Genomic DNA, 22,974 nt, shown 5'->3' on the forward strand with positions numbered 1-22,974 from the left:
GCGCAGGCGCGGGAGCCGGCGCGGGTGCCGGCGCGGGTGCCGCTGGCGCGGGGCTCGTCGGCGCCGCGGGCGCGGTGGGTGCGTCGCTGAAGAGCTTGCGCCTGATGTCCGAGGTGTTGCGCGCGATCATGACGTTGAGCATCACGAACTCGTAGCCCACGCGAAGCAGGAGCTCGAGCACGATGCACAGGATTATCATGCCCACGAGCGCGCCCAGAAACGCCCCAAAGCCAAAGCTGATGGAGCTCAGCGCGCCCGCTGCGCAGCCAAACAGGACCAGAAGCGCGTTGAACATGTAGAGCGCCTTCAGGATCTTGTCGATGAGCAGGATGTCGAAGCGCAGGAACGGCCCCCAGCTCTTCTTGTCCTTATAGCTCAGGTGGAGCTCGTTCTTATCGGACACGAAGCGCTTGTAGCCCATGACCGTGAGCACGATAGCCGCGACGAGCGCGATGAACATGAGGACGCCGAAGGCAGACCCAAAGTTCACGAGCTGGCCGAACGGATTGGCGTCGTAGCCATATCCTCCGTAGCCGTACGAGTTGGTTCCAAACATGTGCGATTCCTTTCGTTGGTGCGGTCAGTCTGACGCGGGGGCGACGGGAAGCCGTTCTTCTCGGCAGCGCCCACGGAAGGCCCGAGTACCTAGAACTTGATGGTGGGATACACGTCCTGGTAGTCCTGTAGCGCGATGCTCTTGCCCGTGTGCGGGTTGTTGCCGGCGGTGATGGGGGCAAGGATCTGGTCCTTGTGCGGGGCGGGGTCGTCGTAGGCGAGGTCCGTCGTCCACGCAGACGCTATGCAGCCGATGCGGGACTGCAAGTCTGCGAGGCAGCGCTGGATCGACGCGTGCTGCGACGCATACGCGCTGCCCTCGGGGACCTGGATGCCCGCGAACGACGAGACGTCGCCCTGGATGCTCTGCTCCAGGCTGTAGCAGTCGCTCGCCGCGGACGAGCGCGCCGCGTAGTCGCCGCTCAGGTACGTCTTGTTGAACGTGTTCGCGCAGCTCGCGATGCGCGAGTCGTAGTCACTCAGCCTGTTGTAGTACAAGACGAGCTGACCCTTGAACTGCGCGTCCTCCGCGTTCTTCTCGGCATCCCGCTGCGCCTGCGCCGCCGCCTCGGCCTTCTGCTCGGCCTCCGCCTTGGCCTTCGCCTCCGCCTCGACCGCCTTCTCCTTGGCCTCCTCGGCCTTCCGCTCGGCCTCGGCCGCCTTCTTCTGGGCGGCCTTCCTCTTGGCGGCCTCGCTCTTCTCGCCCGTGGCCTTCTGCGCCTGATCTGCGCCCGCCTGCCACGGCAGCGCATTGCCGCTCGCGCTCCACGCGATCAGGAACACGAGCGCGAGGGCAAGGAGGACCGCCGTCACGATGGCGACGATGGTTCCCGTGCCGGGCCTCTTGGCGGGCTGCGGCGCCGGAGCGTCCGTTGGCGCGGCGTCTGCCCTGGCGGGCGAGCCAGGTGCCGTCGACGGCATGCGCGTGGGCAGCGCGGGCGAGGCGTCCGCGATCGGGGCGCCGCACCTCATGCAGAACTTCTTGCCGGGCTGGATTGGCGCTCCGCAACTTGTGCAAAAGCGAGTTCCCATCTTGTGTCCCATCTCCTGGAATCCTCGGTCGCGGTCGAGCGTGGGAAAATGCTACCACGACGACCGGACCGGTCGTTGCCGGACGGCTTCATCTAACGCATCCGTTACCAACTGACGGCAAGTCGTTCCAGCCCGCCGCAGACGCTGCGACTCGAAGGCGCGGCGAGCGGGCGTCGCGCGGGTGACAGGTGCATCACTATCTGACAGAACGCGATTCTGTCAGTTTGTGATGGGCCACGAAGGCAGAAAGGCCTCTTTCTCGCCCAAAAAGGCATCACTACCTGACAGATGTGACATCTGTCAGGTAGTGATGTAGTGGGGCGGTGGTGTCGCGGGCGCCCGCGGCTATGCCAGGCGCGCCTTCACCTCGCTGGCGAGGTCCGCCATGGGCACCTGCACCTGCTCGTGCGTGGACATGTCGCGAAGCGTGGCCACGCCGGCCGCGACCTCGTCGGAGCCCAGTACGACGCACAGGCGCGCGTTGTGCTTGTCTGCCTGCTTGAACTGGCTCTTGAGCGAGCGACCCTGGTAGTCCGCCTCAGTGCGGACGCCCGCCTGGCGAAGCGCGAGCGTGGCGCGGAAAACGGCGTCGCGCTCGTCGGCGCCGGTGCACGCTACGTACACGCACGCGGGCTCGTCGCCGTCCACGTTGACGCCGAGGCTCTGGAGCGCCAGGTACATGCGCTCGAAGCCAACGGCGAACCCGATGCCCGGCGTGGGCTTGCCGCCCTCGAGCTCCATCAGGCCGTCGTAGCGACCGCCGCCGCCGATGGCGCCGACGCCAGCGTTCTGGCACTCGACCTCGAACACGGTGCGCGTGTAGTAGTCGAGCCCACGCACGAGCGTGGGGTCCTCGACGTAGGAGACGCCGGCCTCGTCCAGGTACTGCTTTACCTTTGCGTAGTGCGCGGCGCAGTCGTCGCACAGGTTGTCCTTCGCGAGGGGGGCGTCCGCCATGACCTCGCGGCAGTGGTCGTTCTTGCAGTCGAAGCTGCGCAGCGGGTTGATCTCCGCGCGCTCCAGGCAGTCCTCGCACATCTCGTCCTTGTGGGCGAGGATGAAGTCGCGGACCTTCTGGCGGTACGCGGGACGGCACGCGGCATCGCCCATCGAGTTGATGCGGAGCGTGAGCGCGGAGGGGTCGAAGCCCATGCGCTTGTAGAACTCCATCAGCATGATGATGCACTCGGCATCCGCCGCGGGGTCCGGCGCGCCGAGCCACTCGACGCCCACCTGGTGGAACTGGCGCAGGCGGCCCTTCTGCGGGCGCTCGCCGCGGAACATGGCCTCGCCGTACCACAGCTTGACGGGGGCGCCGCCCTGCGGGACGAAGTTGTTCTCGACCGCGGCGCGCACGACGCCGGCCGTTCCCTCCGGACGCATCGCCATGCGCTGCTTCGCCTTCAGGCCGCTCTCCGTACCGGCGTCCAGCAGGCGCTCCATGAGCGCGCCAGAGAACACGCGGAACATCTCCTTGCGCACGACGTCCGTCGACTCGCCGATGCCGTGCACGAACGTGTCCACCTGCTCGATGGCGGGGGTCTCTATCATGTCGAACCCATACGCGCCGAAGAGCTCGCGCGCGACGTCCTGCATGTGCTGCCACGCACGCATGTATCCACCGTACAGGTCCTCGGTACCCTGGATCTTCTGAGCCATGTCTGGCCTCCTTCCGCGCCTTCAGCGCGACCATGGCCGTGGCCACAAACGCCGTACGACGCACGACGCCTTCCACGGCCAACAGGTAGGCAGTATACGCCTCTGGCCTCTGGCGGCGGAGTCCGACGCCCAACCTTATCTCGCCGTACAACGACGCTGCATATTGGGACGGTCACGCGCCGACGCCCACGGCCGACGAAACGCACCGTAGCTGAGCTTTCAAAACCATGCAAACTGGGCGCGGATGCGTACCCGCGCCCAGGATGCCACCGCACACACCCGTGACGACTTTGCAATGTTTTGCAAACTGGGCGCAGGTGTGTACCCACTTGTGCCATGGCCCCGCACGCACCCGTGCCGACCTTGCGAAATCTTGCAAACTCGGGCCGGGTGTGTTGCGCCGGAGGGGGTCCTGTGGCAGAAATCGGTGGGTGTGTACCCGGAATTTGGCTTAGGATTCCATGGTTTGAGCCTTCTGCCAGCACTTATGTGCAATTGAATCAAAATCGCATGTCGCACACCTGGGGGTTTCTCGCATCTAGCGCAACACACCCGCAAATTCGTGGCGGGAGGCCTCGATTTTCGCAACACACCTTGGGTGAGCTTACAGGATTCCGTAAACTCACCCCGGGTGCGTGCGGCGACGGGTACGCACCAAGGCCGACCTTGCAGGAAAGCGCAAACTGGGACGTGGTGTGTACCCGTAGCCCAGACGTCCTCGCACGCACCCGGGCCGACCTTGCGAAGATTTGCAAATTGGGCGCGGATGCGTACCCGCGAATGCCGCGCCCGGATGCCCAGGCTCAGCCTTGGCGCCCGCCCCTATCGCAGGGTCTCGCGCTCGTAGTCGCTCATCGGCACCAGCCAGCCGTGCTCGGCGAGCGCCTCCCCAATCGCATCGAGGTCTTCCTCGCTGTCGGCCACCACGTGGTGGAAGTGGTAGCCGCTCGTCGTGCCGCTCAGGAGGGACGACCTGCTGTCCTTCAGCTCGGAAAGGAAGCGCTCCACGTCGCGGCGGCTCGACAGCCCCAGGGCGGCGGACATCTGCCCGTAGGTGCGGTGGTTCACCATGGTGTCCTCCACCGTGCCTCCCATGTCCACGATCAGGAAGAGCTCGTCGGCCACCTCCCGCGGACCGTGGTGCAGCTTGAACAGGCGGCGCGGGCGCCTGTCGCGCACGAGCACGTAGCCGCGGTTCGTGGACGCGACGCTATGGCCGTCCGCGCGCAGCAGCGCCACGTCCTGCACGATCACCTGCCTGCTCACGCCCAGCTCGCGCGCGAGGGCGCCGCCGGAGACCGCCGCCGGCGCCTTCTCAAGAAGCTCCACTATGCGCGCACGGCGCTCCTCGCCGCCGGCCATGCTACCTGCCCTCCACCGTAAGGTGCTTCAGCGACAGGTCCAGTATCGGGGCGGAGTGCGTGAGCGCGCCGGAAGACACGTAGTCCACGCCCAGGTCCACCAGGGTCGCGGCCTTCGCGGCGTCCACGTTGCCGGACACCTCGACCTCGGCCCTGCCGGCGATTATGCCCATGGCCTCGCGCATGCGCTCGTGGTCCATGTTGTCGAGCATGATGATGTCCGCGCCCGCATCCACGGCCTCGCGCACCATGTCCAGGGTCTCCACCTCGACCTCGATCTTCCGCACGAACGGGGCGTGCCGGCGGGCGGCCTCTATGGCCTCGCGCACGCCGCCGGCGGCGTCAATGTGGTTGTCCTTCAGCAGCACGCCGTCCGACAGGTTGTAGCGGTGGTTGCCTCCCCCGCCCACGCGCACGGCCTCCTTCTCGAACACGCGCATGTTCGGGCAGGTCTTGCGCGTGTCCACAAGGCGCGTGCGCGTCCCGGCAAACAGCGCGGCCATCGAGCGGGTCATCGTCGCGATGCCGCTCATGCGCTGCAGGTAGTTCAGCGCGACCCTCTCGCCCGAAAGCAGCGCGCGCACGTGGGCGTGCACGCTTCCCAGCACCTGCCCCGAGCGCACGTCGTCGCCCTCCGCGACGGAAAGCTCCGTCGTGGCGGTCTCGTCCAGCAGCTCGAACGTCCGCGCAAACACGTCCAGACCGCAGATGACGCCGTCCTGCTTCGCGATCAGCTGCACGCGGCCCACGGCCTCGGGCCCAATGACCGATGCCGTCGTCACGTCCTCGCTGGTAACGTCCTCGCGCAGGGCCTGCAGAATGAGCGGCTCCGCCTGGAGCCTCAGGCTGACGGGATCCATCCGTGCCTCCTCCTCACGATGTCCCGCGCCGCAAGGCGCGAGAAGACCAGGCTCTCGAGCAGCGAGTTGCTGGCCAACCTGTTCTTGCCGTGCACGCCGTTGCAGCTCGTCTCGCCCGCGGCGTACAGGTGCTCCATCTGCGTGCGGGAGTCCTGGTCAACGTGGATGCCGCCCATAAGGTAGTGCTGCGCGGGCACCACGGGGATCGGCTCCCGCGTGATATCGTAGCCCTCCTCAAGACAGTGCTCGTAAATGTGCGAGAAGTGCTCGCGACACACCTCTTCCGGCACGTTCGCGAACGAGAGCCACACGTGCTTGGTGCCGTCCTTCTGCATCTGGCGCCGGATGGCGGCGGACACCACGTCGCGCGGCTGGAGCTCGTCCGTGAAGCGCTCGCCGTGGGCGTCCAGCAGCACCGCCCCCTCGCCACGGCACGCCTCGGATATCAGGAAGGAGCGACCGGGCTTGGTCGAGAAGAGCGTGGTGGGATGTATCTGCACGTAGTCCATGTGCTCGAGCGCCACGCCGTGCTCCTGGCACACGCGGCAGCCGTCGCCCGTGAGGCAGGGGTAGTTCGTGGAGTGCTCGTACAGTCCGCCGACCCCGCCCGTGGCCAGCACCGTGTCGCGGGCCCGGATGGCAAGTCCTTCTCCCCTGGCGTCCCTGGCATGGACGCCGACGCAGGCGCCGTCCCGCACCAGGAGGTCATCCATGGTGGTGTACTCCATGATGCGCATGTTGCGCAGCTTGCGCACGCGCGCCAGCAGCTTCGTGGTGATCTCCTTGCCGGTGACGTCCGCGTGGTGCACGATGCGGTTTCTGCTGTGGGCGCCCTCGCGCGTGTAGTCCAGGTCCCCCGCGGGCGTGCGGTCAAACTCCACGCCCATGCGGATGAGGTCGTTTATGATCTCGCGGCTGGACCAGATCATGGTGTCCACGCTCTCGGGGCGGCACTCGTTGTGGCCGGCGCGCATGGTGTCGTCGAACCAGTAGTCGTAGTCGTCGTGGTCGCGCATCACGCAGATTCCGCCCTGCGCCAGCATGGAGTCGCAGCTTGCCACGTCCTCCTTGCTGAGCATCGCTATGCGCAGGTGCCGCGGCAGGTTGAGCGCCGCGTACAGCCCGGCCACGCCACAGCCCACTATGCACACGTCGAAGTCCGCCTCGCGCTCGCCGCGCGCCGCGGCCTCGTCCCCCTTCGCCATGCTCGTCGCCTCCCGCGCGCTCATCGTGCCGCCAGCTCGAGCATGCGCTCGAGCGGGGCCATGGCCCTCTCCGCATCGTCCGGCAGCGACACCTCGCCGAGGTTGCCCTCGAGCGCGGCCAGGACCTTCTCTGGCCCCACCATCGCCATGTTCGGGCAGATGGGGGGCGTCGCCGGGAAGTAGACGCGCTTGCCCTGGCCGGCCGTGAGGCGGCCGATCTCCGCCGCGACGCCCACCACCGTCAGCACGATGAACTCGCGCGCGTCGCTCGCGGCGATGTGCTCGATGATCTGCTTGGTCGAGCCTATGTAGTCCGCCTCGCGCAGCACCTCCTCGGAGCACTCCGGGTGCGCGCAGACCTCCGCGTCGGGGTGCTCGAGCTCCAGGCGCTCCACCTCCTGCGGGATGATGCGCTGGTGCGTGGGGCAGTAGCCGCGGTTAAGGATGACGTTCTTCTGGGGCAGCCGCTCCGCCACGTAGCGGCCGAGGTTCATGTCCGGGATGAACAGCACGTTGCGCTCGGGCAGCTGCGAGATCACCTTCACGGCGTTCGACGAGGTCACGCACACGTCCGACCACGTCTTGATCTCTGCGGTCGAGTTGATGTAGCACGCGACGGCCACGTCGCCGGCGTACTGGGCGCGGACCTTCTCCACGTCCTCGCGGCGCACCATGTACGCCATGGGGCACAGGGCGCGGGGCTCCGGGTTCAGCACGCGGCGCGCCGGGTTCAGGAGCTTCACGCTCTCCGCCATGAACGAGACCCCGGCGAGCACGATGGTGTCGCAGTCGAGCGTCTTGGCAAGGCGCGCCAGGTAGAACGAGTCACCCACGTAGTCCGCGAGCGCCTGGGTCTCTGCCGGCACGTAGTAGTGCGCCAGCACCACGGCCCTGCGCTCGCGCTTCAGCTCGTTTACGCGCCGCGCGATACGCGCGAGCTCCTCCGCGGAGAGGTCCGATCCGCGACCGCTCCTAAAGCGGCGCGTCGCCTCGCGAAGGCTCTCCTCCTCCACCGGCGTCCTTACGTAGTCTTCCACAGCACTGCCCTCCCACGGGCGCGCCCCTCTGGCGCGCACTGGGTCCGCAGTATGCCACCTGACAAGACAGCTGACAAGTCTGGTGTCTTGTCAGCTGAAATCTCCTCACGGCGCACAGACGCCACCTGGGCCGGGTGCCATCAACGGCACCCTTAGGCAGGCGCTATGCCAGGCCCTCGTCCCTCTCCTCCGGATAGGTCACGCCCCACTCGCGGCGCAGGCCGGTCATCAGTTCCATCACGTCCGAGGCGCAGTCAATCAAGTGGGCGGCCCGCTCGTCGCCCGCGACGGCGCGCTCGAGGTCCGCCACCTCGTAGTCGAGCGCGTAGCCCTCCTCGCCGCAGCGGACCTCCTCCACGCGGCCGTCCTCTGTCCAGACGATCCTCGCCGCGTCTGCGCGCGGGTAGTCAGTCACCTCGACGTAGCACCTGTCGAACGAGAGCATGCCGCGCTTCGGCTGCTTGGAGTGCAGGCTCAGCGTGAAGGTCGCGATCTGCCCTTCCGGGTTCCGCATCACGATGCCGGACGTCTGGTCCACCCCCGTCGTCGCGAGGTTCGCGAGCGACAGCACCTCCCTGGGTTGGCTCCGCATGAACTGCCGCGCGAACGTGATGGCATACACGCCTATGTCCAGCATGGCGCCGCCCGCAAGGCGCGGGTTATAGAAGCGGTTCGTGAGGTCGCCGTACTCCTTGTACGAGCCAAAGTTCACCTGCGCCAGGTTCAGCGCGCCAAACTCCCCCGCCTCCTGGCGGCGCCTCAGCTCCCGGTACAGCGGCATGTGCAGGATCGTCGTGGCGTCCATCAGGACGACGTGGTGCTCGTCCGCGATGGCACGCGCCTCCGCAAGCTCCTCGGAGTTCAGGGTGATGGACTTCTCGCACAGCACGTGCTTCCCGGCGGCAAGCACCGCGCGCAGGTAGCGGATGTGGGTGTTGTGCGGCGTCGTCACGTACACCGCGTCCACCCCGTCGTCCGCGCACAGCTCCTCGAGCGAGCCGTACACGCGCTCCACGCCGTAGCGCCTGGCAAACGCCTCCGCCTTCGCCTGCGTGCGGTTGCACACGCCGTGCAGGCGCCGCCCCGCCAGCGCAAGGGACTGCGCCATCTGGTTCGCGATGACGCCGCAGCCGATCACCGCCCAGCGCAGCTCGGGCGCCTCGAAGACGTCGGTCGGAAACTCCTTGCCCTCCACCTCGGCAAACGCCGCCTTCGCCGCCTGCGCGGAATCGAGCGGCCTTCGTGTCGCGCTCATGCGAACCCCCTTTGGACGCCTTGTGAGACCACTTCGATTCTAGACGAGAAAAGACGCCCCCTTCCCGGACACTTCGTCCGGAAAGGGGGCGTCTGCAGGCGCGGGGACTCGCCTCGCGCGCGAGCGTCTCTCGCTACTCCACGTCGATCTTGTGGACCCAGCCGAACTTGTCCTCGATCTCGCCGGACTGGATGCCCGTCAGGGTCTCGCGCAGCTTCTTCATCACGGGGCCAACGTGCTCCATGCCATAGACGACCTTCTTGTCGTCGGAGTCGACCTCGCCCACCGGGCTGATGACGGCGGCGGTGCCGCACATGCCGCACTCGACAAACTGGTCGATCTCGTCAAAGCGCACGGGACGCTGGGTCACCTTCATGCCCAGGTAGTTCTCGGCCACGTCCACCAGCGAGCGACGCGTGATGGACGGCAGGATCGAGTCGGTGTGGGACTGCGGAACCACGAGGTTGCCGTCCTTGTCCACAAACAGGAAGTTCGCGCCGCCGGACTCCTCCACGTACGTGCGGGTCTCGGGGTCCAGGAACATGTTGTCCGCATAGCCGGCCGCGTGCGCCTCGACGGAGGGCAGAAGCGACATGGCATAGTTCAGGCCGGCCTTGATGTTGCCGGTGCCGTGCGGTGCGGCGCGGTCGTACTTGGAGACCTGCACCTTCACGGGCTTCACGCCGCCCTTGTAGTAGGCGCCCACCGGCGTCACCAGGATGCGGAACTGGTACTCGTCGGCCGGCTTCACGCCGATGACGTTGCCGGTCGCGATCATGAGCGGACGGATGTACAGCGTCGCGCCGGAGCCAAACGGCGGCACCCAGGCGGCGTTTGCACGGACGACCTGCTCGACGGCGTCCACGAAGCGGTCCTCGGGGAACGGCGGCATCACGATGCGGCGGGCGCTGTTGGCCATGCGCTTCGCGTTCTGGTCGGGCCTGAAGCAGACGATGTCGCCCTTCTCGGTGGTGTATGCCTTGAGGCCCTCGAACACCTCCTGGCAGTAGTGGAAGATGCCAGCGCACTCGGAAAGGGTAATGGAGTGGTCGGTGGTTAGCGCCCCTTCGTCCCACTTGCCGTCCTTGTAGTTGGAAACGTAGCTGTAGTCCGTGGGCTGGTAGGCGAACCCGAGGGCGCCCCAGTCTATGTCCTTCTTCTCCATCAACACACTCCTCACGATAGAACCGTATCCCGCGCTCGCGCGCGGAGTGCAACAGAGTCTACTACGGCGAGAAGAACGTGGCGTTTTTCATCGCGCGGATGAGACAGGCCTGAAACACTTTGCGCGGCCGCAAGGCCTGAGGGCGCGCCCAGGACGGACGCCTAGCGAAGGCTGTTGTCGCGGTCGTAGCGCTTTCCGTCCCAGTACACACGTGTCGCACGCTGGCATTTCTCCGGAAGCTCGACGCCTTCGAGCGCCCACTTGCAGAACTCGTCAAAGCCGACGCGATCGACTATGTAGCCTATGTGTTCCTTCCCCTCCGGGGCGTTGGGGTCGATGTACTCCTCGATGAACGCGTAGGTGTTTTTCACGATCTTCACGATGGAGTCCTCGTCAACCCAACGTAGCCAGTCCTGCGCCAGGCGCGGGTTCTGCTTGCCGGTGCGACCCATGATCTTTACGCGGAAGTAGTGCTCGGGACTGCGCGTCCACGCACGCGTGGGGCAGTACACCACGCACACGCCGCAGCCTATGCAGCGGTCCTCGTCGCGCACGACCTTGTCGTTCACCAGCTTGAGCGCGCTCACGGAGCGACGCTGGCACCAGTCCACGCACTGGCCGCAGCCTATGCAGCGCGCGGGGTCGTACTGCGGCTCCGTCATGCCGATGATGCCGAAGTCGTTCAGGGCCACGTGCGCGCAGTCGTTGGAGCAGCCGGTAAACGCCACCTTCACGTGGCGGTTGTTCGGGAAGATCTCGTGGTCCATGCGCTGTGCGAACGCCGTGGTGTCATAGCAGCCAAACGGGCACAGGCGCTTGCCGGGACACGCCACGACGTTGCGCGTGCCGCTTGCCAGATAGCCCTGGGAGGTGTCCTCCTGGTTGATCTTGGTGTCCTCGATGATCTGCTGCAGGAGCGCGTTCACCTTCGGCACGTCGTCCAGGCTGATGCCCGGGATCTCAACGCCCTGCCGGTTGGTCAGGAAGATCTCGCCGTTACCAAACTCCTCCGCTATCTCCACGATCCTGGCCATGCTCTTCGCGCTCACGAGGCCGCCGGGCACGCGCACGCGGCTCGCGGTCTCGCCGCGCACCTTGCTGTATCGGAAGGCGTTCTTCTTCAGCGCCTTGACGTTGACGTCCTGAATCATGTGTGCCCTCCTAGTCGATCAGGTTCTTGCTCTCGGTGTAGTTGAAGACGGGACCGTCCAGGCACACGTACTTCTCGCCTATGCGGCAGTGCCCGCACTTGCCCAGGCCGCAGCACATCTTGCGCTCCTGGCTCACCCAGATGTTCTGCTCGGCAAACCCGCGCTGCAAGAGCCCCAGCACAGTGAAGTGCATCATGGGCGGTGGTCCCACGACCACGGCCTGCGCAGTCGCCGGGTCGCGCAGCGCGAGCTCTGGTATGTACTTCGTGACGAGACCGACGTTTCCCGCGTAGCCCTCCGGCGCGGCGTCCACCGTGAGCGTGAGGTCGAGCGCCTTGTCCCAGCGCGCGAGGTCGTCGCGAAACAGCATGTCGTCCGGGCTGCGGAAGCCCACGATCACGTGCTTGTCGCGCGGGGTCGTGCTCTGGGCCAGCGCCTCTATCACGCCGCGCACGGGACTCACGCCCGTGCCGCCCGCAACCACGACGCACTCGCCGTCCACATAGCGGTCCACGTCGAAGCCGTTGCCGTACGGCCCGCGCAGAAGCAGGCTCTGCCCGGCGTACGTGTCGAACATCTCGTTCGTGACGCGGCCGACGCGGCGGATGGTGAGGTCCACGGACTCGCCGGGCACGATGCCGCTCACGCTGATGGGCGCCTCGCCAAACTTGGGCACGGACACCTCAAAGAACTGGCCGGGCTTCACGTCGCCCGAAAACGCCATCCTGAACGTGTACTCCTTCTTGGTGTGGCGCACGACCTCGAGCACCTTGGAGGGAAACGGGACGTAGGGATTGGTCTGGCTACTCATCTTGCGCCTCCTCGCGCTCGCACGCGTCCGTCAGCTTGTTCACGCACGCCGCGAAGCTTATGTACTCGGGACACACGTCGTCGCAGCGCCCGCAGCCCACGCACATGTCGTACCCAAAGCGCTGGCGGAAGTCCCACACCTTGTGCAGCACCTTGAAGCGCATGCGCTCGCCGGCGGACTTTCGGTACTGCCCGCCGCCGGCCACGTTGGTATAGCCGTCGATCATGCAGCTCGCCTGCACGCGCCTGCGCTCGCCCACGCGCCCGTTGTCCGTGTAGAACACGTCCTGCATGGTGAAGCACGTGCACGTAGGGCACACGATGTTGCACCGCCCGCAGCGTATGCAGCGGTTGGTGTACTCGTCCCAAAGCGGGTCCTTGTAGATGGAGGCCGGCACGCTCGAGGGGGTACGCACGTGCACCTCGTTCTTGGTCACGTGCGCCGGCGTCACGTCCTTCTCGGCCGAGGCCGCGTCGGCAAATGCCGCCTTGACGGACTCGTCCGCCACAGCGCACAGGAAGTCGTCCCCAGAGGTCTCGAGCGAGAAGAGCCAGCCCTCCGGCGCGACGTTCGCTCCCATGTCCACGCAGAAACAGCTCGCAAAGCTCTGCGTGCAGCCGATGAGCGCGAAGCGCACGCGATCGCGAATGCGTGCGTAGAACGTATCGACGGGGCCGTTGCCCAGGTACATCTGGTCGAGCCGCTTGACGGCATGGAGGTCGCACGCGCGCAGGAACACGATGACGGGGCGCCTGTCCGCCGCCTGGGCCGGTGCGCCGGGCGCACCCGGGCCGCCGGCCTCGCGGACCGCGTCCTCCGTGAAGTAGAACAGCGTCTGAGAGAGCGGCGTGAGCAGCTCCTTGAAGCTGTAGTCGCTCTTCGCGTCCAGCTCGAGCCCGGACGCATCCGTCACGAAGTCGTAGCGCACCACGTCCACGTCGGTGAAGCGGCCCTCGCCCACCTTCCTGACCGGTGCGTACAGCAGGTAGTCCTTCGAGAGCGCGGCGAGCGCGCGGTCGAGGCCCTCCCTCTTCAGCACGTATCCCATCGTCTTCCTTCCTCTTGCGCGGACCCCCGCAGGCGTGCAGACAGTGCCAGTCCGGCTTGGCGTCGCGTCACGTTGCCAGCACGTAACCCAACAGGCGATCCAGCGCTTGGACGCACGGCGCGACGACGGTCGGAGGCGATGTCCTTCTCGCCCGAAACCTTTAGAACGTATCGTACTGGCATAAGGAAAGTTGTCGTCATGGCAACAGGCGACAAATTCGCGAGTGGCGAAATTCGCGCGGGCAAGACGTCAGGCGCTAAGGAACAGGTTGGTTGCGGATCTGCGTGCCGGTGCGCCGGCAGTCCACAACGGCTATAGTCATGAGGTCTGGCAGCCGGGCGCGATCCGGCCAAACCGATTGGAGCGATCATGCGCATGTTCAGGAACGACTACTCTGAGGGGGCGGCGCCGCGGATAATGGACGCGCTCGTGGCTACGAACGACGAGCAGTGCGTGGGCTACACGGAGGGCGACCCGCACTGCGAGCGGGCGCGGCGCCTGATCCTGGACGCGTGCGGCCTGGACGAGGACGAGGCCGACGTGCAGTTCTGCGTGGGCGGGACGTCCGCGAACGTGATCGGCGTGACCGGGATGCTGCGCGACTGGGAGGGTGTCATCTGCACGCGCGACGCGCACATCAACGTGCACGAGACCGGCGCCGTGGCAGCGTGTGGCAGGACCGTCCTGCCCACGTGCGACGCGGACGGGTTCCTCTCTCCAGAGAGGGCGGAGCGCGTGTACGAGTTCCAGACGTCGTGCGGCAGGCACATGACGCGGCCCGCCGCCGTGTACGTGACGAACGCGACGGAGCTTGGCGGCGTGTGGGACGCCGCGCGCCTGGACGCCATATGCGACTGGGCGCACGACCGGGGGCTGAGGGTGTTCATGGATGGCGCCCGGCTGGCATCCGCGCTCGCGTCGGAGGGAAACGACGTGACTCTCGAGCACATAGCGCACACGGTCGACGCGTTCTACCTGGGCGGGACCAAGAACGGCATGCTGTTTGGCGAGGCGATGGTCATTCGCGACGAGAGGCTTCGCGAGGCGTTCCCCTTCCTGGTGAAGGAGCGCGGGGGCCTCGTTGCGAAGGGCAGGCTGCTGGGCGTTCAGTTCGAGGCGGCGTTCGAGCGGTCCGAGGGCGACGCGGAGGCGCCGTACTGGGCCATGGCGCGCCACGCGAACCGCATGGCCGCAAGGCTTCGCGACGGCTTGGCGGGCCTTGGCTTTGAGCCCTATGGGGACTCCCCCTCCAACCAGCAGTTCTTCGTGGTGAGCCCCGGGCAGCAGGCCGCGTTTGAGAGCGCCGTGGGCGCAGAGACGTTCTATGCGCTCGACGACGGCCGCAAGGTCGTGAGGTTCGTGACGTCCTGGGCCACGTCGATCCGCGACGTGGACGAGCTGCTGGGGCTTGCCGCCGGCATCGCGTAGGCACGGCCGTGCAAGACCGCGCGTGCCGGGGCCCGGCGCGTTGCGCGGTCCGAGTGCCCCGGCGCGCGGGCGGCTATGCCGCCTCCGCGCCGTCCCCGGTGGCGGAGCCCCTCTCCAGCGCAGCGCTCACGAGCTTCGCGTACGCCTTCCGTCCTGCCTTGGTCAGCGTCGCGCCATCGGGCCTGAAGTACTCGTCGTGCCCGGCGGAGGCGGCGTACCAGTCGATGAGCCGCACGTTGCCACGCGCCTTCGCCAGCTTGCGCAGCACCTGGTTGTTCGCCTCGCAGTACGTTGCCGAGGACCTGCAGGTCACGAGGTAGACCATCCTGCTCGCCTTCCCGGTCGCGGCAGACCCGGCAGAGCCCGACGCGTCGTCGCCCCCGGAGCCCTCAACGGCCGCGACCATCCGCGCCACCGACGCCGCGTCCAGCGGTGCGGAGTCGTCGGGGTCGATCGCCACCACGTCGCCGGCCGTCCCCGCCTTCGCGTAGCCGTCCCACGTCCGCGCCGTCGCCTTTGCGTCGCGCCCGGCCGCCGCGTCGATCATCGCCTTCGGCATCGCGGCGGAAAGCTCGTCCGCCGCCTCGAGCGTCGTGGCGTCGCCGAGCACTATGGCACCGTACGTCGTGTTCTCCCGCGTGGGCTTCACGTAGCCGGTCGTCTTCACGATCAGGTCCGCCAGGTCCTGCGCGTGCTGTGGCCGCAGGTGGGTCCCGTCGTCCCAGAACCACTCGTCATGTCCGGACGAGAGCGCGTACCAGTCTATGACCCCCACGTTCCTGTGCGCGTCGCCAAACGACTTCAGCAGCGCGTTGTTCGCCAAGACCCAGTCCTCCGGCGCCCTGTTGTTCACAAACCAAAGCTGGCGCTTCTTGCCAACCGCGTCGTAGATCCTCTGCAGCGTGTCCTGCGTCAGCGCACCGTTCGTACCCACGGCAAAGATCACGGTGTCGCCCACCACGCCCTGGTCGGAGTACTTGCGGTACACGTCCAGTGCGTCCGTCGCCTGCCTGCCCACCTTCGCGTCGACCATGCCGTACGGAAACGCCTCGTTCAGCGCGTCGCGCGCGCCCAGCGAAACGGAGTCGCCAATCAGGAGCACGTCGTACTTGCCCGCCGAAAGCGGCTTCCTCAACGTCGCCGCGCTCACGCGGTGCGCGCCGGGCTCGCCCCCCACCGCCGCGACGGGCGGCACGAACGCGAGGCCCCACGCGGCCACCGCGCACACGAGCACGGGCAGCGCAGCCCTCGGCACGCGACGGATCGCAGCCAAGGCCGCCGCGGCAAACCCTCCTGCCAGGCCCTTCTCGCCACCTTCTTCCCCACGTGCCGCAAGGCGGCGAGCGGCGGCATCGCGCGGGCGAGAAGGACGCGGCCCCTCTGCGGCGACGCGGCCGCGCCTTCCGGCGGCGGACGTGCCCGCGGCCGGGGCCACGGGTCCGGCAGCCGCCACCGGCAGGATGGGGCGCGCGAGCGCCGCGAGGTACGACCGGAGCGAACCCTTGCGCAGCGGTTCCTCCACCAGGCGGTAGCTCAGCTCCGCCGCGGCCAGGATCACGCCCAGCTCGAGCGCCACCTGCCACGGCGCGAGCGCCGTGGTGGAGTTTCTTGGCTGCATCAGCTCGACGATGGGATAGTGCCACACGTAGATCGCAAACGACCGCGAGCCCACCCATGCCAGCGGGCGCCACGACATCGCGCGCGAGACCACCGTGCCCGCGGGCACGAGCGCCGCCACCGCCACGGCCGCGACGGCGGAGCACAGCAGGATGCCCCCGTAGTACGAGAAGGACGAGTACCCCTCGGTCGTCGCCATCATCGCAACGAGCGCCGCCACGGAGCCAAAGCCCGCAAGCTCGATCGCCATGCGCCGCCTAGGCCGGGCCGCGGCCGCCGTCTCCTGGCTCTTCTCGCCAAACGGCCACACGAACGCCAGGATGCAGCCCAGCAGCAGGCTCTGGGCGCGGGTGTCCGTGCCGTAGTACGCGCGCGAGGGATCGGCGCCGGGAACGTACAGCGCGGCCATCAGCGCGGCGGAGGCAAGCGTCAGAGCCGCGAGCGCGATCACGACGCCACGTCGATCGTGCCAGCGCGGGCCGCCGCCCCGCGGAACGGCTCGCATCAGCAGCATGAGGACGGGCGGCCACGCCAGGTAGAACTGGAACTCCAGCGCTAGCGACCAAAAGTGCGTCAGGGGCGAGGGGGCGCCGGCTGCCGCGAAGTACGACTCGTGACTGAGGATCTTTGTCCAGTTGAGCGCCATCAGGAGCGCTGGCACCACGTCCGGGCGCATCTTCGTGAGCAGCTGGTGGTTCGCGACGGTGCACACTGCGGCCGTGACCGCGACGAAGACCACGCACGTGGGCAGTAGCCGCTTGACGCGGCGCATCCAGTAGGAACCAAGTCGGATGGAGCCCGTTCTTTCGAGCTCGGACAGAAGCCCCGCCGTCGCAAGGTAGCCGGAAAGCACGAAGAGCACGGTCACGCCCAAAAGGCCTCCCGTGCACCACGAGAGCCCCATGTGGTAGAAGACCACGCCCAGCGCGCACACGGCGCGGAGGCCGTCGAGCGACGTGACGTAGCGGCGCGAGGAGCCGGCCGCCCCGTGGACCTTCGCCCCCCGGGGCCGCCGCCCCGCCCGTGGCGCCTGCCACCCGGGCGCCGTTCCCGCACTCCGAACCCTGCGATCTGCCATGCGTGCCAACCAATCGACCCATGCCAAAGCGGCCAGCGGCCGCGTGACGTATCGACATACAATTCTAGCAATGGCAGTCAAGCAGTCGAAGCGCGTCGCGGCGCAGGACGCTCATTTCAAACGGCACGTCCATCGCGCAGGTCAGGACGGTCTCCCCCAGCTCCACGGAGCGCAGCTCCCAGCCCAGGAGCACCTCCGGGCGCTTGCGCGGGTCCACGGCAAAGCCCGTGCCCATCGCCTTCAGAATCGCCTCGCGCCGGGTCCACGCCCTTGCCCACGCCGCGCGACGCTCGCGCGTGGAGCCGTCGCCCACGGCGGCGCGCTCGGTCTCGTCGTAGTACTTGCGCGTGATGAGGTCCTCCACGTCGCGGTAGCGCGCCGGGATCTCCTCCAGGTCTATGCCCACGGGGCGTTTCGCCACCGCCAGCGCAACGATGCCCACGTCGTTCGTGAGGTTGAACTCCGGCCCGCCCGCCACGCGCGGCTTGCCGTACTCGCCGTAGCTCACGTCCGCGTCCACCGTCACGCCCAGCACGTCGCGCGCAAGGAGGCCGCCTCCCAGCGCCTCCAGCCGCACGCGCGCGGGCCCCACCTCGGAGCGCCGGGCGTACATGGGCGCCACGACGCCGCGGCACGCGTCCTCGTGCCCGGCCAGCGGCGCGCAGTCAAGCACGTGCACCACGACCTTCTCCACCAGGCTCGCCCCCCGTCGTCACGCGAGGGCGACGCCCCGCATCCATCCCCAGCGCGGCTGCTCCCACGCCCCATACGCACCGTACCACAGCGCAAGCGGCACCGTGCGCACGCCGGAGTCCGCGCTGTCCATGACCATGCCGTCGCCCACGTAGATGCCAACGTGCCCGTGCCGCGCCGCCTGCGGGCTCGCCGGGCAGTGCGGCACGGCCACGATCATGCCCACGCGCAGCTCTCCGGGGTCCTCCAGCGTGCAGTGGCGCTCGTACAGCTCGCGGGCGTCGCCGCGCTCCAACCCCAGGCCAGACCACTGGAACACGCCCTCCACCCACGCGGCGCAGCCGTTGGGCCCCGCCCACGGAAAGCCCTTTGCGTGCACCACCAGGCTGCGCTGGTCGCGGCTCGCGGACGCAAGAGCCTCCGGAACGTGGCCTCGCCCGGTCGCGAGGCGCCTCATGGGCAGCCCGCGCCGGGCGAGAAGGGCCTCGAGCCTTCGCAGCCGCTCCGCCTCTGGGTCCGGCGCGTCCGCCGGCCGCCGGGAGTCGTCCACGCTACGCGCTCTTCATCACGACGGTGCGCACCACCTGCGCCGTGTGGTCGCACGCGTCGATGCAGCTCTCCATGCGGTCGAACAGGCGCAGCCACGTCACGGTGGTGCGGCCGTTCTCCTCGTCGTGGAACAGCCTGCGCACGCCGCCGTTGTACACGACGTCGCCCTCGTCCTCGATGTCCGAGATCATGTTCGCGTGCTCCATGACCTCCGGGTCGCTCTTGTAGTTTGGCAGGTGGTCGATCATCCTGCTCACCTCGTCCACGCAGCGGCGCGTCAGGCGAGCCATCTGGATTGCCTCGCCGCGCATCTCCTGCACGTTGAAAAGGTCGAGGCAGAGCGCGGCTCCGTTCATGTAGTCCATGATGTCGTCCATCGCAAGCGCGAGGTCGCTGATGTCCTGGCGGTCGAACGGGGTGATGAACGAGTCGTACAGCTCGCGCATGATGCGTTGGACCTTGTTGTCGCACTCGCTCTCGTACACCTTGAGCTCCGGGATGCCCGGAAACGTCTGCGGATAGCCCTCCATCACCTCGACGTAGTGGTCGCACGCCTCGACGAGCTTTGCCGCGAGGTCCTTGAACAGGGTGTAGAAGATGTCTTCCTTCTTGGCGCGTGCCATGTGGTCTACCTCCAGCTAGAAGATGATCAGGAAAATCTTGGCAAGAACGAAGCCTATGACCCCGCAGCCCGGGAAGGTGAAGATCCAGGTGTAGACCATCTCCTTCGCGACGCCCCAGTTGACGGAGCGCATGTTCTTCGCGGCGCCCGCGCCCATGATGGCCGCGGTCTTCGCGTGCGTGGTCGATACGGGAAGGCCCGTGAGCGTCGCGACCAGAAGCGACGCGGTGGCCGAGACGGACGCGGCAAAGCCCTGGTACTTCTCCATCTGCACCATCTGCATGCCGACCTTCTTGATGATGCGCTTGCCGCCCACGGCCGTGCCGATGGCCATCATGCCCGCGCAGAGCACCTCGACCCACAGCGGGAAGCCGCCCATGTCGGACGCCTTGAGCCCGGCGGAAAGCGCGATGGCGAGCATGGCGGTGGACATGAACTTCTGGCCGTCCTGCGCGCCGTGCATGAGGGCGACGCCGGCGGCACCGGCCACCTGCAGCTTGCCGAAGAGGCTGTCCATCTTCGCGCGGTTCGCGTGCCTAAGCGCGCGCTGTATGAGCCAGGCGACGAGCCAGCCGGCCGCAAAGCCCGCGGCAGTGGAGAAGACCAGGCCGTACACGACCTTCATCCACTCCCCGAAGTTGACGCCGGAAAGGCCGCCGTGCACGGCGAGCGCCGCGCCCGTGAGGCCCGCGATGAGCGCGTGGCTCTCGCTCGTGGGGATGCCGAAGATCCAGGCGCCCACGCCCCACGCCACGATGCCCACGGTTGCCGCGGCCAGCGCGATGAGCGCCGCGTGCGTGTCGCCGCCAAAGTCGACCATGCCGCTGATGGTGTCCGCGACGGCCGTCGAGACGAACGTCATCGCGACGAGGCCGATGAAGTTGCAGACCACGCTCATGGCGATGGCGGCCTCGATGCCGATGGAGCGCGTGCCAACGGGCTCCGCGATCGCGTTAGCGGCGTCGGTGGCTCCGTTGACGAAGATGGTCCCCAGCACCAGGACCATGACGACGGCGAGGAAGGGGTTCGCCTCGAGCATCGCCAGAAACTGCGAAAAGCTGACCAAAGTGACTCCTTTCTTTACATCCCGATGATAAAGGGAGGCGTCACTACCAACAATGTAATCACCCGCAAGGCCGCAATGCCTTACTTTTCGCTTACATTGCGCCAATTGGCTGGTCAATTGCCCTGTTTCGTGCGCGTCTAAACACAGGCGCTCCACATGAGCCATCTGGCGTACGACAAAAGGGGCACGCCCAAACGGACGCGCCCCTGTCGGCATGCCAGCTCTTCTCGCCTGCACCGCACCTAGCGATAGCGCAGCGAGACCTCCAAGAAGCTCGCCTTGCCGTCTATGTAGTCCTTGAACGCGATGGTCGGGTCCTTGCCGTGGAAGCTCGCGCACAGGCCGCACTGGTCGCAGTCCGCGATGCACGGGTACTTCGACTTCACGTACCAGAGCCTGTCCATGCGAGAAGAGCCCTCGATGTCGGGCGCGGAGTCTGCCATGGGCCTCGCCTCCCCTCGCTAGTGGCCCTTGATGGACTCGAGGAACTCGCGGGCGCGCGCGGTCTTGGGGTGGTCGAAGAACTCGTTCGGGTCGCCCTCCTCCAGGATCTGGCCGTCCGCCATGAACTCCACGCGATCGGCCACGCGGCGGGCGAAGTTCATCTCGTGCGTGACGACGACCATGGTCATGCCCTCGCGAGCGAGCTCCACCATGACGTCGAGCACCTCGTTGATCATCTCGGGGTCGAGGGCGGACGTCGGCTCGTCAAACAGCATCGCCTTCGGGTGCATGGCGAGGGAGCGCGCGATGGCCACGCGCTGCTGCTGGCCGCCGGAGAGCTGCGCGGGCACCTTGTTCGCCTGCTCCGCCACGCCTACGCGACGCAGCAGCTCCATGGCCTCCTGCTCCGCCTTCCTCTTGTCAACGTGCAGCACCTCGACGGGGCCCATGGTCACGTTCTCGAGGATCGTCTTGTGCGCGAAGAGGTTGAACTGCTGGAAGACCATGCCTATCTCCGCGCGGGTCGCGGCTAGCTCCTTGCCCTCCTGGGGAAGAGGCTTGCCCTCGATCAGAATCTCGCCGGAGTCGATGGTCTCGAGGCGGTTAATCGTGCGGCACAGCGTGGACTTGCCGGACCCGGACGGCCCGATCAGCACCAGCACCTCGCCCTTCTCGACCCGAAGGTTCACGTCCTTCAGGACGTGGAGGTCGCCAAAGTGCTTCTCTACGTGCCTCAGCTCGATCGTTGGGGTCTTGACCTGCGTATCTTCAGACATTGGATGCTCCTATCAAGCGTGTGGGCGGCGCGCGGCTACACCGGGTTCTCTTGCGAGCGCGTGACCACCTTGGTGCCGCTCCTGCGCGCCAGGCTGACGGCCCACTGGTTGATCGCGTAGTTGATGAGGATGTAGATGATCGCCACCACGAAGTAGACCGATACGAGCGCGTCGTAGTTGCTTATGAGCACGCGCGCGTTCTGCAGCAGGTCCGGGTAGCTCACCACGTACGCGACCGAGGTGTCCTTCACCACGACCACGAGCTGCGAGATGAGGGACGGGATGACGTAGCGGATGGCCTGCGGCAGGATGATCTTGCGCATGACCTTGCCCTCCGTCATGCCGATGGAGAGCGCCGCCTCGCGCTGGCCCTTGGGCACGGCGTTCACGCCGGCGCGAAACACCTCCGCGAGCACGCCGGACGCCGTGAGCGCGATGGGCAGCGCCAGCATCCAGAACGAGGGCATCTTGATGCCGTAGCTGGGGATGACCAGGAAGAAGAAGTAGATCAGCAGAAGCGACGGGATGCCCCTGAAGAAGTTGATGACCACGCGGAAGACGGTGCTCACCACGCGGTTGCGGCTGATCCTGCCCAGCATGAACAGGATGCCGAGCACGAGGGCGATGGCACCGGCGCACAGCGCGACCTCCGCCGTGCCGACAAGCCCCCTCAGCAGGAAGCGCCACGTGGACCACTGCGCGAAGAAGTACCAGTAGCGAGAGTCGAACTGGCCCATCGCGTACAGCCTCGCCACGACCCACGCCACGACGGCGACGATCGCGACGGACGTGACGACGGTTCCCACCACGATGCGGCGCCTCGTCCGAGGGCCCGGTGCCTCGTAGAGCGCGTCGCGCATGGATATGCTGTCTGCGGCACTCATCTGAGGATCCTCACTCTCTTGTCTATGGCGTTTCCGGCGAGGCCGATCAAGAACGCGGTGCCGGCGTACAGCACGGCGGAGACCACGAACGGCAGGATGCCGCCCACGGACATCGTGTTGATGTACGAGACGAGCCCCGTGAGCTCCTGCGGGTCAAGCGGGACCTGCGAGCCGATGGCCGTGGTCAGCATGACCGCGACCAGGAGGTTCGTCATGGGCAGCACGGAGGAGCGCAGCGCCTGGGGGATCACGACGTTCTTCAGCATCTGGCGGAAGCTCAGGCCCAGCGAGCGCGCCGCCTCGATCTGCCCCACGCCGATGGTGTTGATGCCGGTCATGAAGTTCTCCGAGCCAAACGAGGCCGCCACCAGCACGGTCACCACGATGACGCACGTCTGCTCGCTCCACACGATGCCCAGGTACGGGAACGCGTAATAGAAGATGATCAGAAGCGATATCGTGGCGACGTTTCGGAAGATCTGCACGTAGAGGTCCCCCGCCTTGCGCAACGGCGCAATGGGGCTCACGCGCGCAATCGTGACAAGAAGCGCCAGAAGCATCGCGCCGACGTAGGAAACAACCGTCATCCAGAGCGTCGCCCCGTAGGCCCTAACGTACATGCCCCCATAGAGCGAGAAGAGCTCCTGAATACTCATGTTCACCCCCCGCGTTGAAAGC

At 67.0% G+C, this 22,974-nt stretch carries 22 protein-coding genes; 1 reads left to right on the forward strand and 21 read right to left on the reverse strand.

Annotated elements, in window-relative coordinates; all coding sequences use genetic code 11:
* The 12 genes from ACTQWE_RS07600 to asrA all read right to left on the reverse strand — a co-directional run.
* Window positions 1-556: DUF4282 domain-containing protein (locus tag ACTQWE_RS07600; RefSeq protein WP_441921508.1), on the reverse strand; the 556-nt coding region annotated here is incomplete at its 3' end.
* Between the two features lie 89 nt (window positions 557-645).
* Window positions 646-1,587 (reverse strand): zinc ribbon domain-containing protein, encoded by a 942-nt coding sequence (locus ACTQWE_RS07605; RefSeq protein ID WP_441921510.1) that lies wholly within the window; start codon window positions 1,585-1,587, stop codon window positions 646-648.
* 345 nt (window positions 1,588-1,932) lie between these two features.
* A complete protein-coding gene (gene hisS, locus ACTQWE_RS07610) occupies window positions 1,933-3,246 on the reverse strand; it encodes a histidine--tRNA ligase (RefSeq protein WP_441921512.1) in 1,314 nt (437 codons plus the stop codon).
* Between the two features lie 822 nt (window positions 3,247-4,068).
* Window positions 4,069-4,608, reverse strand: coding sequence for a transcription repressor NadR (locus ACTQWE_RS07615; protein WP_373577717.1), 540 nt, complete (start codon window positions 4,606-4,608; stop codon window positions 4,069-4,071).
* A gap of 1 nt (window position 4,609) precedes the next feature.
* Entirely contained in the window at window positions 4,610-5,467 is an 858-nt protein-coding gene (gene nadC, locus ACTQWE_RS07620; protein WP_441921514.1) for a carboxylating nicotinate-nucleotide diphosphorylase, read from the reverse strand.
* Entirely contained in the window at window positions 5,449-6,672 is a 1,224-nt protein-coding gene (locus tag ACTQWE_RS07625; RefSeq protein ID WP_441921516.1) for an L-aspartate oxidase, read from the reverse strand. Before ACTQWE_RS07625 ends, nadC begins: the two co-directional genes overlap by 19 nt.
* 20 nt (window positions 6,673-6,692) lie before the next feature.
* Window positions 6,693-7,709, reverse strand: a complete 1,017-nt coding sequence (nadA, locus tag ACTQWE_RS07630) for a quinolinate synthase NadA (RefSeq protein ID WP_441921518.1) — start codon at window positions 7,707-7,709, stop codon at window positions 6,693-6,695.
* Window positions 7,710-7,872: 163 nt separating this feature from the next.
* Window positions 7,873-8,964, reverse strand: coding sequence for a Gfo/Idh/MocA family protein (locus ACTQWE_RS07635; protein WP_441921520.1), 1,092 nt, complete (start codon window positions 8,962-8,964; stop codon window positions 7,873-7,875).
* Window positions 8,965-9,097: 133 nt separating this feature from the next.
* Window positions 9,098-10,129, reverse strand: a complete 1,032-nt coding sequence (locus tag ACTQWE_RS07640) for a branched-chain amino acid aminotransferase (RefSeq protein ID WP_441921522.1) — start codon at window positions 10,127-10,129, stop codon at window positions 9,098-9,100.
* 161 nt (window positions 10,130-10,290) lie between these two features.
* Entirely contained in the window at window positions 10,291-11,280 is a 990-nt protein-coding gene (gene asrC / locus ACTQWE_RS07645; protein WP_170103243.1) for a sulfite reductase subunit C, read from the reverse strand.
* A 10-nt stretch (window positions 11,281-11,290) separates the two neighbouring features.
* Complete coding sequence (asrB, locus tag ACTQWE_RS07650) at window positions 11,291-12,091, reverse strand: anaerobic sulfite reductase subunit AsrB (RefSeq protein ID WP_170103242.1); 801 nt, start codon at window positions 12,089-12,091, stop codon at window positions 11,291-11,293.
* Window positions 12,084-13,139: an anaerobic sulfite reductase subunit AsrA gene (gene asrA / locus ACTQWE_RS07655; RefSeq protein WP_441921525.1), complete on the reverse strand. Its 1,056-nt coding sequence runs from the start codon at window positions 13,137-13,139 to the stop codon at window positions 12,084-12,086. The genes asrB and asrA overlap by 8 nt, the downstream gene beginning before the upstream one ends.
* 369 nt (window positions 13,140-13,508) lie before the next feature.
* On the opposite strand from asrA, the gene ACTQWE_RS07660 reads away from it, so the two are divergent.
* Window positions 13,509-14,567, forward strand: a complete 1,059-nt coding sequence (locus ACTQWE_RS07660) for a threonine aldolase family protein (RefSeq protein WP_441921527.1) — start codon at window positions 13,509-13,511, stop codon at window positions 14,565-14,567.
* A gap of 73 nt (window positions 14,568-14,640) precedes the next feature.
* Here ACTQWE_RS07660 and ACTQWE_RS07665 read toward each other — a convergent pair whose 3' ends face one another.
* From ACTQWE_RS07665 to ACTQWE_RS07705, 9 genes are all read right to left on the reverse strand, one after another.
* On the reverse strand, window positions 14,641-17,262 hold the full coding sequence (locus ACTQWE_RS07665; RefSeq protein ID WP_441921529.1) for an acyltransferase family protein: 2,622 nt from the start codon (window positions 17,260-17,262) through the stop codon (window positions 14,641-14,643).
* A 64-nt stretch (window positions 17,263-17,326) separates the two neighbouring features.
* Window positions 17,327-17,956 (reverse strand): 4'-phosphopantetheinyl transferase family protein, encoded by a 630-nt coding sequence (locus tag ACTQWE_RS07670; RefSeq protein ID WP_441856878.1) that lies wholly within the window; start codon window positions 17,954-17,956, stop codon window positions 17,327-17,329.
* 18 nt (window positions 17,957-17,974) lie between these two features.
* Window positions 17,975-18,505, reverse strand: a complete 531-nt coding sequence (locus ACTQWE_RS07675) for a hypothetical protein (RefSeq protein WP_441856877.1) — start codon at window positions 18,503-18,505, stop codon at window positions 17,975-17,977.
* Between the two features lies 1 nt (window position 18,506).
* Window positions 18,507-19,127 carry a DUF47 domain-containing protein gene (locus ACTQWE_RS07680; RefSeq protein ID WP_170103236.1) on the reverse strand — a complete coding sequence of 207 codons (621 nt, stop codon included), beginning with the start codon at window positions 19,125-19,127 and terminating at the stop codon, window positions 18,507-18,509.
* Window positions 19,128-19,142: 15 nt separating this feature from the next.
* Window positions 19,143-20,192 (reverse strand): anion permease, encoded by a 1,050-nt coding sequence (locus tag ACTQWE_RS07685; RefSeq protein WP_441856876.1) that lies wholly within the window; start codon window positions 20,190-20,192, stop codon window positions 19,143-19,145.
* A 242-nt stretch (window positions 20,193-20,434) separates the two neighbouring features.
* Entirely contained in the window at window positions 20,435-20,635 is a 201-nt protein-coding gene (locus ACTQWE_RS07690; protein ID WP_441856875.1) for a hypothetical protein, read from the reverse strand.
* Window positions 20,636-20,653: 18 nt separating this feature from the next.
* Complete coding sequence (locus tag ACTQWE_RS07695; protein ID WP_441856874.1) at window positions 20,654-21,412, reverse strand: amino acid ABC transporter ATP-binding protein; 759 nt, start codon at window positions 21,410-21,412, stop codon at window positions 20,654-20,656.
* Between the two features lie 35 nt (window positions 21,413-21,447).
* Window positions 21,448-22,296 (reverse strand): amino acid ABC transporter permease, encoded by an 849-nt coding sequence (locus tag ACTQWE_RS07700; protein WP_441856873.1) that lies wholly within the window; start codon window positions 22,294-22,296, stop codon window positions 21,448-21,450.
* Entirely contained in the window at window positions 22,293-22,952 is a 660-nt protein-coding gene (locus ACTQWE_RS07705) for an amino acid ABC transporter permease (protein WP_441856872.1), read from the reverse strand. Before ACTQWE_RS07705 ends, ACTQWE_RS07700 begins: the two co-directional genes overlap by 4 nt.
* Window positions 22,953-22,974 lie beyond the last annotated feature (22 nt).

The organism is Parafannyhessea sp. LCP19S3_B1 (assembly GCF_052121955.1).
Classification (GTDB): domain Bacteria; phylum Actinomycetota; class Coriobacteriia; order Coriobacteriales; family Atopobiaceae; genus Parafannyhessea.

Bases quoted from the DNA above. Each gene is read 5' to 3' on its own strand.
- ACTQWE_RS07605 (WP_441921510.1), bottom strand. From the start codon at position 1,587: ATGGGAACTCGCTTTTGCACAAGTTGCGGAGCGCCAATCCAGCCCGGC.
- hisS (WP_441921512.1), bottom strand. From the start codon at position 3,246: ATGGCTCAGAAGATCCAGGGTACCGAGGACCTGTACGGTGGATACATG.
- ACTQWE_RS07615 (WP_373577717.1), bottom strand. From the start codon at position 4,608: ATGGCCGGCGGCGAGGAGCGCCGTGCGCGCATAGTGGAGCTTCTTGAG.
- nadC (WP_441921514.1), bottom strand. From the start codon at position 5,467: ATGGATCCCGTCAGCCTGAGGCTCCAGGCGGAGCCGCTCATTCTGCAG.
- ACTQWE_RS07625 (WP_441921516.1), bottom strand. From the start codon at position 6,672: ATGGCGAAGGGGGACGAGGCCGCGGCGCGCGGCGAGCGCGAGGCGGAC.
- ACTQWE_RS07635 (WP_441921520.1), bottom strand. From the start codon at position 8,964: ATGAGCGCGACACGAAGGCCGCTCGATTCCGCGCAGGCGGCGAAGGCG.
- ACTQWE_RS07640 (WP_441921522.1), bottom strand. From the start codon at position 10,129: ATGGAGAAGAAGGACATAGACTGGGGCGCCCTCGGGTTCGCCTACCAG.
- asrC (WP_170103243.1), bottom strand. From the start codon at position 11,280: ATGATTCAGGACGTCAACGTCAAGGCGCTGAAGAAGAACGCCTTCCGA.
- asrB (WP_170103242.1), bottom strand. From the start codon at position 12,091: ATGAGTAGCCAGACCAATCCCTACGTCCCGTTTCCCTCCAAGGTGCTC.
- asrA (WP_441921525.1), bottom strand. From the start codon at position 13,139: ATGGGATACGTGCTGAAGAGGGAGGGCCTCGACCGCGCGCTCGCCGCG.
- ACTQWE_RS07660 (WP_441921527.1), top strand. From the start codon at position 13,509: ATGCGCATGTTCAGGAACGACTACTCTGAGGGGGCGGCGCCGCGGATA.
- ACTQWE_RS07665 (WP_441921529.1), bottom strand. From the start codon at position 17,262: ATGGCAGATCGCAGGGTTCGGAGTGCGGGAACGGCGCCCGGGTGGCAG.
- ACTQWE_RS07680 (WP_170103236.1), bottom strand. From the start codon at position 19,127: ATGGCACGCGCCAAGAAGGAAGACATCTTCTACACCCTGTTCAAGGAC.
- ACTQWE_RS07690 (WP_441856875.1), bottom strand. From the start codon at position 20,635: ATGGCAGACTCCGCGCCCGACATCGAGGGCTCTTCTCGCATGGACAGG.
- ACTQWE_RS07695 (WP_441856874.1), bottom strand. From the start codon at position 21,412: ATGTCTGAAGATACGCAGGTCAAGACCCCAACGATCGAGCTGAGGCAC.
- ACTQWE_RS07700 (WP_441856873.1), bottom strand. From the start codon at position 22,296: ATGAGTGCCGCAGACAGCATATCCATGCGCGACGCGCTCTACGAGGCA.
- ACTQWE_RS07705 (WP_441856872.1), bottom strand. From the start codon at position 22,952: ATGAGTATTCAGGAGCTCTTCTCGCTCTATGGGGGCATGTACGTTAGG.